Genomic DNA, 9,271 nt, shown 5'->3' with positions numbered 1-9,271 from the left:
CCATAATGCTGGGCGCTGGGCGAGCCATCTCTTTGTTTCGCGTTTCCAGTCTTTCGTACCCGCTCAATGTGTGACGGCCCAGACCGGGGGCCGGCGGGCGCGCCAGAAGGCTCACTCCATTTTTCATTATCGTGAGGGACAACCATGACAGGTGCGACTGATCCGTTTTCTGCCTCGATCATTCCGTTCGAGGTGCCCGAGCAGATGCGTGCGTTCGCCGAAAAGGGCGTGTCGCAGGCCCGCGAGAGCTACGCCAAGTTCAAGGACGCCGCCGAAACCCACAACGGCACCGTCGAGGCCGTGTTCACCTCCGCCAGCAAGGGCGCGAGCGAGTACACCGCCAAGCTGGTCGAATTCATGAAGGCCAACAGCAACGCCCAGCTGGACTTCGCCCAGCAGCTGTTCGGCCTGAAGTCGCCGGCCGAAGCGATGGAGCTCTGGACCGGCCACACCCGCACCCAGCTCGAGACCTTCCAGTCTCAGGCCAAGGAGCTGGTCGAGCTGACCCAGCGCGTCGCCGCCGAGACCGCCGAGCCGATCAAGGCCAGCGCCTCGAAGTTCTACAAGCCCGCCGCCTGATCCGGCCGGCTGGTTCTCGATAACAAACCCGGGCCGCGAGGCCCGGGTTTTGCTTTGGAAATAACGTCGCTTAGGGGACGATTTGGGGGTCTTGCGGCCTTGCCAAAAACGCCCGTTGCACCTAGTTTCCGCCCCGTCCAGCCCCCTCAGGTCGTCGGCCTTTTCAGGCCCGCTATGGGGCGGCTCGCCAGGATGCAGTTGTAGCTCAGTTGGTTAGAGCGCCTGTCTGTGGAACAGGAGGTCGGTGGTTCGAGCCCACCCAACTGTACCACCTCTCTTTAGATTACGGACGATCATCGACGCTTCAGTCGGCCCAACACGTGCACGACATGCTCCAGATGTTCGGCATCATCGTTGGAAGCCTCCGGATCGTGGTTCGAACGCAAAACCTGGCTGAGCGTGTAACAGCGGTCATCTCGTGCTTCGATCCTGCCGAGCTGAAAGCAGACAATTGCTGCATGCGGATGCCCCAAATTTTCGCCCATCAATTCCACAGCGAGCGCGGCCGCAGCGGCCCAGTCGGACACGCGGCGAAGCACATCCAGCAAGCTCACGCGCAAGTCGACGGTCAGAGGACGGCCGGCAAGATAGCGACTCGCAATCTTTCGTAACCCGCGCGCAATGTCCGAGAGATTGCAGTCATCCGCATCCCCCGCCGCGCACAGCGTGGAGTCGAATGCTCGCTCGAAATCCTCCCGCGCGAGCTCGATCGCGGCGCGGAGCAGAAAGCGGGACGATCGCCGCGAAAATTGAGGAAGCTCGCATAGCGCTGCATACTTCTCCGTCTGAACAAATAGGCGGTCGCGCTCGTCTCCTTTCGCCAGGTCGGCCGCCACGTAGCCGCAGTTCGGACATTCCTGCAGCCAGCTGCCCATGGTGGACGGCATCATTCCGGAACGTAGATCGATATCCCTGACGCCGAGCTGGCTGGAGCGCGAAAGGACCGATTGCTCTGATGTCTCCCCGCAGCAGAAACACCGCACGTCTTCTTTGCGGTCGTTGGTCATGGCGCGGCCGAGTGCAGGTTGAACACAGCCTCGCCGCTTCGGCGCGGCCGCATCACGGCGTGAGGCAATACGAATAGCGATGTCATTGAAAGGACTTCCAGCCAGCGGCTTTCATCCAATAGACCTCGCCAGACCGTCGCATGACCCAAACGGGTCTGGTTGGCGGCGCCCGCCCCGAAAATCCCAGGCCGCGCCCGGCCGCTTCGCTCCTGCCGCAACCAACCCCCACAGCTGGCTGTCCGTAGAACTCCGGGGGCAAAAGCCCCGGTAAAAGCGGCCCGGCCGCGCTTGCTGGAAGGGAATCTCGTGTAACCTGAACGAGTTCTCTGATCGATCGGACCCTCATGCCCGCAGCCACCGAGCGTCTCCTCGCCGCCGTCGAAGCGATCTACGATACGGCAGCGAGCCCGTCATTGTGGCCATCCGCACTTGGCAAGATCGCGGACTGCTTCGAAGACGCGGGCGCGATCCTGCAATGGCGGAGGGACGACGGGGCGTTCGGAGCCATCGCCTCCGAAAGCCTCGGGCCGGCGCTCGGCGACTATGGGGAGCGTTGGGGGCAGCACGATTTCAAGGCCGAGCGGTGTGTCTCGGCCGGCCTTTACGTCAGCGGCGAGCCCTTCACCGACCGGCACATCGGCCCGATCGACGATTCCTACCTCAACCATCCGTTCAGCACGGACTTCCTTGCAAGGCACGGCTTGGGCTGGTTCGGATCGATAGGCGTGTCGCCCGACCCGCGGATCATCGTGGCGCTCAGCGTGCAGCGCGCGTTCGCCAAGCCGCAATTCTCCGACGCCGAGCTGGACCTCATCGCGACGCTCGGGCGCCATGCAGAGAAATCGCTGCGCCTGTCGATCAGGCTGCTTGATACCGAGTTGGCCAATCTCGGCCTTGGCGACGCCCTCGCGCGGGTCGGCATCGGCGTGTTCGCGCTGGACTGGTCGGCGCGCCTGCTGTTCGCCAATCCGGTCGGCGAAAGTCTTGTCGGCGAGGTGTTCGACCTCGCGAACGATCGTCTGCTTGTTCGCATGGCGGCGAGCCGGGCTCCATTCGAGACCGCAATGACGCGCACGCTTCGCGCCGAGGCGCGCGACCTGCTGGCCGAGCCGAGACCCATTCTCGTGGAGTCGAGTGCAACAGGCCGGCGCTTCGTCATCTACCTGCTCCCGATCACCGCCGGCGCACTTTCAGACGACCACTTCCTGACCCGCACGCGAGCGATCGTGCTCGCGATCGAGCAGAAATCTGCCGAGCCTCCGGATCCCGCCATCGTGCGAGACGTCCTGGGCTTGACGCTCGGGGAAGCCAGGATCGCCTCGCTGGTGGGCTCGGGCGTTCCGCCGAAACAGGCTGCAGGCCGGCTCGGAATTGCCGAAGACACCGCGCGCAACGTGCTGAAGCGCGTATTCCAAAAGCTTGGCATATCCAGGCAAAGCGAACTCGCGGCGCTGCTCGGCCGGCTCGTGTTGCGAGGGCCTTGAAGCAGCGGCATGGCATGCGGTGCACCCATCGACCCCAATGAACGGATATAGCGGGGAAGAAAATCGGGGGCGTTGGAATCGCCACGAGCGAAGCGGAACCGGCTGATGCCGAGTGCAATCAGCGCGGCCGGCGATGCTGCCTGCTCCAGCAGTGCGATGGTGCGAATTGTGGTGACAGTGCACCAAACATTCGACACGGGGAGGGCCCTCTCCGCAACGCCGCTCAAAGCCAATCTTGTGCGCGGTCACCGTAGCTCGTCGGTTCGCAATGCGATATCGGTAGCGAGCCAAAGATTTTCATGGACAAGCAACCCGGGCGAAAAAGATCGTGAGTTTCTTCGAGCGTCTCAAGACAGCAGCATCCGTTGAGTGGCGGGCCTACACCGAACATCCCTTCACGAACGGATTGGCAGACGGCTCGCTCCCCCAAGCGGCGTTTCGTCACTATCTCGTTCAGGACTATTTGTTCCTCATCGAGTTTGCCCGCGCCTACGCGCTCGCGGTCTACAAGTCGCCCAGCCTTGCCGACATGCGCGAGGCAGCGGCCGGCCTGTCGGCCATCCTCGACGTCGAGATGAACCTGCATGTGAAGCTCTGTGCCGATTGGGGTCTATCCCCGGCTGACCTTGAACAGGTCCCCCCGGCGGCCGAGATGCTGGCCTATACACGCTACGTGCTCGACGCTGGAATGCGCGGCGATCTGCTGGCACTCAAGGTGGCGCTTGCTCCCTGTGTGATCGGGTACGCGGAGATCGCAACGCGGCTCGCCTCGCGAACCCATGCGGACGCCGCGACGAACGCCTATCGCATCTGGATCGCCGAGTACGCCGGCGTACCGTACCAGGAGGTCGCTGCCAAAGCCCGTGCGCACCTCGACCATCTGGCCGATCTCTATGCCACGCCGGCCCGCGAGGCCGAGCTGACTGCGATCTTCAAGGAAGCCACCCGGCTCGAGGCAGACTTCTGGGAGATGGCCTGGCGCGAGGGCCAGCGTGTTGCCGAATTACGGTAACAGTGCACGAAACTCCGACGGAGGCGCGCCGCCCCTCACGCGATCATCGCCTTGATCCGCGCCGTATCCGCAAACTCAATCAACTCGGCGATCTTGCCATCCTGAAATCTGAACAGGTCCAGGATCTCGGTGCTGAAAGTCTTTCCGCTCGGATTGTATCGAACGAGAACCCGGGAAAGCGGGACGTCGAGCCTGCATGCCTATCCGGCGCGAGGGCCGCGGTCGTCTAATTCAGACGGTGCCATTTGCCTCACTTCGCTGCGCCCGCCGTCGACCAAGGCTTCGGATCTTCTCTCGGTGGTGGTCCATTGAGTTCGAGCTCCCAGGACTCAAATGGCGGACTCACTTGGAACCCGCGGTCGCAATAGCTCCGGATCCATTGGGCGGCACGGTGCTCCGCATACTTCGCGTTAACGGGCATACCCTGCTGATCAAACTCGATGACGTTCGCAAAGATCGCATAGGCCTGCTCCATCAAGCTCGGCTCTGCTAACATTACCTGGCGATATTCGATCCCTTCGAGAAGAGGATGCCCCACGGAGCCAGCAGCAATCCAATAGCTGAAGCTACGTAACGCTCCCGAGAAGGCGGCGCTTAGCTTCGAAGGATGATTCATGTTCGAACACCATAAAGTAGCAAGTGAGCCAAGCTCCGCCGTCGAATCAATGCACGGCATTACGGTGACAGTGCACCAAACCAGATCCCGGAGGCGTGCCATGAGGCCACTGACGAAGGCCAATTTTATGCCTGCCACCCTAACTCTAGCTGCCTCACGTCTGGGGCTACATCCCGAAACCAGCCAACATCAATAACCTTTGGAGCCTGAGAAAATGATCTCAGCCGAATACTGCCGACTTATGGCCCGCTACAACACTTGGCAGAACGCCTCTTTGGTAACGGCCGCCGACAGGCTTACCAACGAGGATCGCTGGAAGGATCGAGGTGCGTTCTTCCGGTCGATCGCAGCTACATTGAACCATCTTTATTGGGCTGATGCCCTGATACTGGAGCGGCTAAAGGGGAACGAGCGTCCAGAGGAAACCATCAAGCACTCCCTCACGGATCCCACAGATTGGGAGGCCTTCAAGGCGCTCCGCTTGCAACGGAACGAGGAAATCGAAGTGTGGTCAGCGCGATTGGTCGATGCGGATCTGAACGGGATGCTTGTTTGGTATCCGGGGGACGGTTCAACTCGGATCGAGAAGCCAAAGACGCTCGTTGCTATTCAACTCTTCAATCACCAGACTCACCATAGAGGTCAGGTCCACGCGATGTTGACGGCAGCGGGTGCAGAACCAGAGCCGACGGACCTTCATCTTCTGGCGTAGCTCGTGCGACGCTCCAATCCATCTCATCGCATGTCAGGCGATCATCGCCTTGATCTGCGCAGTGTCCGCAAACTCAATCAACTCCGCGATCTTGCCGTCCTGAAATCTGAACAGGTCCAGGATCTCGGTGCTAAAAGTCTTTCCACTCGGATTGTATCGAACGACAACCCGGGAATGGACTGCGACGCGATCCCCGTCGACCAGCTCAGTCAGGATCTCGCGGCTTTCGAAGCCGAAGGCGGCAGTGAACTGAGTGAAAGCCCCGCGCAGGGTCGGGTGCCCCTCCATGCGTCCCGTCAGTTCGAGCGCGCCCTTGTCGCCCATCAAGGTGAAGTGGCCCTCGGGATGAAAAGCCGTCACCAGGCCCTCGACGTCGCCGTCGCCGCGCGCGGCGTAGGCGGTCCTGATCAATGCGAGCATCTCTTCGCGCTGTGCCATGTCACCCTCCCTGCTAGACGTATCAGGGCAGCCTAGCGACCTTTGCGTGTAAAGGCAAAATCATTGGAATCGTGCTGCGCGTGCTCAGCGCGCCACCACCCAAACCACCACCGGCAATGTCACCGCCGCCAGCAGCGTGCCCAGCGCCACCGCGCCCGACACCGGGTTCACTAGCCGCTGATACTGCACCGCGAAGATGTAGGCGTTGGCGCCGGTCGGCATTGCCGCGAACAGCACGACGACGCCGGTCGCGATCGGCGGCAGGTCGAGCAGTCTTGCCAGCGCGAACGCCGCCGCCGGCATCACCGCTAGCTTCAGCGCGCACATCACCAAGATGCTCAGCTTCTCGCCCTTCACCTCGAAGCGAAACAGATTGATGCCGAGTGCGATCAGCGCGGTCGGCGATCCCGCTTGCGCCAGGAGCTCGATGGTACGGTCGACGACGGGGGTGAGGCCGAGGCCGGTGAAGCGCCAGACCACGCCAAAGCCGATCGCGAGCATCAGCGGGTTGCGGGCGAGGTCTGTGAGCACCGGCCAGATCACCGACAGCGCCGAGCCGGTCCGCTTGCGGTTGACCAGCTCCATCTGCAGGATGCCGCAGAGCCAGAGCAGCGGCGTGTTCACCGACAGGATCAGCGCCATCGGTCCTGCGGCCTCATTGCCCAGCGCCGAGAGCGTCAGGGGAATGCCGAGCATCACGATGTTGCCGTAGACCGAGCCGATCGCGAACACGACGCCGTCCTCGCGGTCTTCGCGGCGCGCGCGCAGCAGGGCCGAGATCGCCAGCGCCGCGATCCAGATGACGGCCAGCGCGCCGTAATAGGCGCCCCACATCCGGTAGGGGCTGACGTCGGGGAATTCCGATACGACGATGGTGCGGAACAAGAGGGCAGGGATCGCGATGCTGAAGGCGAATTCGCTGATGCCCTTGTGCGCGCTCTCCGAGACGAAGCGAAACAGCACCGCGGCATAGCCGGCCGCGATCAGCGCAAACACCGGCGCGACGATCAGCAAGGTGGCCATGCGCCGCTACGACCCCAGCTCGATGATCCGGCGCGCCATCCGCACATTGGCATAGTCGATCATCTTGCCGTCCAGCGTCACCGCCCCCTGGCCGTTCGCCTCCGCCTGCTCCATGGCGTCGACGATCCGTCGCGCCTGGGCCAACTCCTGGTCCGACGGCATGAAGGCGCGCAGCGTCGGTTCGATCTGATCGGGATGGATGACCTGCTTGCCGTCGAACCCCATCGCCGCGGCCTTCTGCGCGCTGCTTTCGGTCAGCCTGGCATCGCGGAACGCGCCGCAGGGGCCGTCGATGGCGATGAGGCCGAACGCGCGGGCGGCGACCAGGACGCGCATCATCGGATAGGCGAACAGGTCGAGCGGGGCGGAGGCATAGCCGCTTTGCGCCGATCCCACGTGCCGGTAGCCGTCCGGCGACACGCCGATGTCGGAGGAGCGGGCGCCGATCGACGCCGCGAAATCGCCGACGCCGAGATGCAGCGCGGCGACGCTGTCGTGGCACGCGGCGAGCGTGTCGACATTGACGAGACCGAGCGCCGTCTCGATCAGCAATTCCAACGCGACCGGCGCGGAGCGATCGGGGTTGGCTGCCCGCAACTGATCGGCAATCCCGGCGATATCGCTGGCGCGCTCCGCCTTCGGCACGATCACCGCATCCAGCCGGGGAAACGCGGCCAGCGCGCGGATCTCCTGGGCGACGAAAGGACTGTCGACGGCGTTGATCCTCACCGTGACGCGCTTGTTGCCCCAGTCGAGCGAGGCGAGGGAGCGGACGGCTTCATCCAGTGCGAGGCTTTTCTCCGATGGCGGCACCGCGTCCTCAAGATCCATGAACACCGCGTCCGCAACTGAGGCCGCTGCCTTGGAAACAAGACGGGAGCGATGGGCGGGGACGGCCAGATAGGCCCGCGTTGGCCGCTGATGTGCCATCGTCAAATGTCCTTCGCCAGCCCGAGTTCGCTGAGGATGGCCTGGTTGTGCTGTCCCACATCCGGCACCGGATCCATCCGCGGCTTGACGCCCGGAAGCGTGAGCGCGGGCAGGAAGCTCATCACCGGCCCGCAGGGCGAGCCGACGCTCTGCACCCGGGACCGCGCGCGCAGCTGCTCATGCTCCAGAAAAGCCTCGACTGAGTTCAGATGCGCGTTGGCGATCGAGGCTTCGTCCAGCAGTCGCAGCACCTGCTCGCTGGTCATGGATGCAAAGCACTGCTCGATATGTCCTTGCAGATCGTCTCGGTTCTGCATGCGCAGCGGATTGGTGCGGAAGCTCGGATGATCGGCGAAGCCGGCATCGTCGAGGACGATGCTGCACAGCGAGCGCCATTCCCGATCGTTCTGGATGCCGAAGAAGATGGTGTTGCCGTCGCCGACCCGGAACGGACCATACGGCGCGATCGTCGCATGCCTGGCGCCGGTGCGCGGCAGCGGTCGGCCCGTGCTCTGCGTGTAGAAGGCGGGATAGCTCATCCAGTCCGTGATGGAGTCGAACAGCGAGGTCTGGAAAGCGGTGCCCTTGCCGGTCCGCTCGCGGCGGTACAGCGCCATCAGCACGCCGTTGAGGATGTACATGCCGGTGGCGATGTCGACCACCGACAGCCCGACCTTGGCCGGCTCCGCCTCGGTGCCGTTGATGGCGAGAACCCCGGCCTCGCACTGGACCAGGAGATCGTAGGCCTTCTTGCTGCTGTAGGGGCCGCCAGTGCCATAGCCCGAGACGTCGCAGGCGATGATGCGCGGATGTCTGCGCAGCAGCGATGCGGCATCGAGGCCGAGCCGCTCCGCAGCGCCGGGGGCGAGGTTCTGGATGAACACATCGGCCTGCGGCAGCAGGGCGTCGAGCACCTTGCGTCCGTCAGGGCTCTTGATGTCGATGGCGAGGCTTTCCTTGGAGCGGTTGGTCCAGACGAATTGGCTCGACATGCCGTTCATCACGTGGTCGTAGTCCCGGCAGAAATCCCCAGTGCCCGGCCGCTCGATCTTGATCACCCGCGCGCCCCAGTCCGCCAGGTGCCGGCTGGCCAGCGGCGCGGCGATCGCCTGCTCGAGCGAGACCACCGTGACGCCCGACAGCGGCAGCTCCGCTTCATTCCCTTCCATGAGATCGCTTCCTCTCGTGCGCTTTTTCGACCAGCGCAGGAGACAGGCCGACCACCCCACGCGCATCTTTTTGATGGTGACATCATGCCCCTGTTTTGCCCGACGAGTCAAATTCGACTTCGTTAAATCCTAAGTTGGGAAATGCGTAACGATTGCGAGGGCTTGGCTACTGTGCATGGGGTTGTTTTCGCGTTTTTTGTGTTTAGCGCTTCCCCGCACACAGCTGTCATCCCCCCGCGCCTCCATGTGGCCGTCATGCCCGGGCTTGTCCCGGGCATCCACGTTCTGAGTGCTGCGCGGC

General features: G+C 63.2%; 10 protein-coding genes and 1 tRNA gene. 5 read left to right on the top strand and 6 right to left on the bottom strand.

Annotation, left to right across the window (positions count from 1 at the left end; all coding sequences use genetic code 11):
• The first annotated feature begins 144 nt into the window (after window positions 1-144).
• Window positions 145-579: a phasin gene (locus CV770_RS39610; RefSeq protein WP_091958388.1), complete on the top strand. Its 435-nt coding sequence runs from the start codon at window positions 145-147 to the stop codon at window positions 577-579.
• Window positions 580-773: 194 nt separating this feature from the next.
• Window positions 774-850 (top strand) — tRNA-His (locus CV770_RS39605).
• A 22-nt stretch (window positions 851-872) separates the two neighbouring features.
• Here the strand turns inward: CV770_RS39605 and CV770_RS39600 are convergent.
• Window positions 873-1,586, bottom strand: a complete 714-nt coding sequence (locus CV770_RS39600) for a hypothetical protein (RefSeq protein WP_146101449.1) — start codon at window positions 1,584-1,586, stop codon at window positions 873-875.
• 344 nt (window positions 1,587-1,930) lie between these two features.
• On the opposite strand from CV770_RS39600, the gene CV770_RS39595 reads away from it, so the two are divergent.
• Together CV770_RS39595 and tenA are read left to right on the top strand one after the other, a co-directional pair.
• Complete coding sequence (locus tag CV770_RS39595; protein ID WP_091958382.1) at window positions 1,931-3,070, top strand: helix-turn-helix transcriptional regulator; 1,140 nt, start codon at window positions 1,931-1,933, stop codon at window positions 3,068-3,070.
• A 328-nt stretch (window positions 3,071-3,398) separates the two neighbouring features.
• Window positions 3,399-4,082 (top strand): thiaminase II, encoded by a 684-nt coding sequence (gene tenA / locus CV770_RS39590; RefSeq protein WP_104466169.1) that lies wholly within the window; start codon window positions 3,399-3,401, stop codon window positions 4,080-4,082.
• Between the two features lie 250 nt (window positions 4,083-4,332).
• On the opposite strand, the gene CV770_RS39580 is transcribed toward tenA, so the two are convergent.
• Window positions 4,333-4,698, bottom strand: a complete 366-nt coding sequence (locus CV770_RS39580; RefSeq protein WP_104466172.1) for a DUF7677 family protein — start codon at window positions 4,696-4,698, stop codon at window positions 4,333-4,335.
• Between the two features lie 214 nt (window positions 4,699-4,912).
• Here CV770_RS39580 and CV770_RS39575 point away from each other — a divergent pair, with 214 nt between their 5' ends.
• Window positions 4,913-5,410: a DinB family protein gene (locus CV770_RS39575; RefSeq protein WP_104466171.1), complete on the top strand. Its 498-nt coding sequence runs from the start codon at window positions 4,913-4,915 to the stop codon at window positions 5,408-5,410.
• 33 nt (window positions 5,411-5,443) lie between these two features.
• Here the strand turns inward: CV770_RS39575 and CV770_RS39570 are convergent, their stop codons facing one another.
• From CV770_RS39570 to CV770_RS39555, 4 genes are all read right to left on the bottom strand, one after another.
• On the bottom strand, window positions 5,444-5,848 hold the full coding sequence (locus tag CV770_RS39570; protein WP_104466168.1) for a nuclear transport factor 2 family protein: 405 nt from the start codon (window positions 5,846-5,848) through the stop codon (window positions 5,444-5,446).
• A gap of 84 nt (window positions 5,849-5,932) precedes the next feature.
• The gene (locus CV770_RS39565; RefSeq protein ID WP_104466167.1) at window positions 5,933-6,871 is read right to left on the bottom strand and encodes an AEC family transporter; all 939 of its coding nucleotides are present in this window, start codon (window positions 6,869-6,871) and stop codon (window positions 5,933-5,935) included.
• Between the two features lie 6 nt (window positions 6,872-6,877).
• Window positions 6,878-7,801, bottom strand: a complete 924-nt coding sequence (locus tag CV770_RS39560; RefSeq protein WP_104466166.1) for an HpcH/HpaI aldolase/citrate lyase family protein — start codon at window positions 7,799-7,801, stop codon at window positions 6,878-6,880.
• 2 nt (window positions 7,802-7,803) lie between these two features.
• The gene (locus CV770_RS39555; protein ID WP_104466165.1) at window positions 7,804-8,970 is read right to left on the bottom strand and encodes a CaiB/BaiF CoA transferase family protein; all 1,167 of its coding nucleotides are present in this window, start codon (window positions 8,968-8,970) and stop codon (window positions 7,804-7,806) included.
• Window positions 8,971-9,271: the final 301 nt, after the last annotated feature.

It is taken from the genome of Bradyrhizobium sp. AC87j1 (assembly GCF_002936975.1).
GTDB lineage: Bacteria > Pseudomonadota > Alphaproteobacteria > Rhizobiales > Xanthobacteraceae > Bradyrhizobium > Bradyrhizobium shewense.
Note: the sequence above shows the minus strand (reverse complement) of the source record. Positions and strands in the feature narration are given on the sequence as shown.

What these genes read in the sequence shown, in the direction of transcription:
- CV770_RS39570 (WP_104466168.1), bottom strand. Translation starts at nt 5,848, where the DNA reads ATGGCACAGCGCGAAGAGATGCTCGCATTGATCAGGACCGCCTACGCC.
- CV770_RS39555 (WP_104466165.1), bottom strand. Translation starts at nt 8,970, where the DNA reads ATGGAAGGGAATGAAGCGGAGCTGCCGCTGTCGGGCGTCACGGTGGTC.
- CV770_RS39560 (WP_104466166.1), bottom strand. Translation starts at nt 7,801, where the DNA reads ATGGCACATCAGCGGCCAACGCGGGCCTATCTGGCCGTCCCCGCCCAT.
- CV770_RS39565 (WP_104466167.1), bottom strand. Translation starts at nt 6,871, where the DNA reads ATGGCCACCTTGCTGATCGTCGCGCCGGTGTTTGCGCTGATCGCGGCC.
- CV770_RS39600 (WP_146101449.1), bottom strand. Translation starts at nt 1,586, where the DNA reads ATGACCAACGACCGCAAAGAAGACGTGCGGTGTTTCTGCTGCGGGGAG.
- CV770_RS39595 (WP_091958382.1), top strand. Translation starts at nt 1,931, where the DNA reads ATGCCCGCAGCCACCGAGCGTCTCCTCGCCGCCGTCGAAGCGATCTAC.
- CV770_RS39575 (WP_104466171.1), top strand. Translation starts at nt 4,913, where the DNA reads ATGATCTCAGCCGAATACTGCCGACTTATGGCCCGCTACAACACTTGG.
- CV770_RS39580 (WP_104466172.1), bottom strand. Translation starts at nt 4,698, where the DNA reads ATGAATCATCCTTCGAAGCTAAGCGCCGCCTTCTCGGGAGCGTTACGT.
- CV770_RS39610 (WP_091958388.1), top strand. Translation starts at nt 145, where the DNA reads ATGACAGGTGCGACTGATCCGTTTTCTGCCTCGATCATTCCGTTCGAG.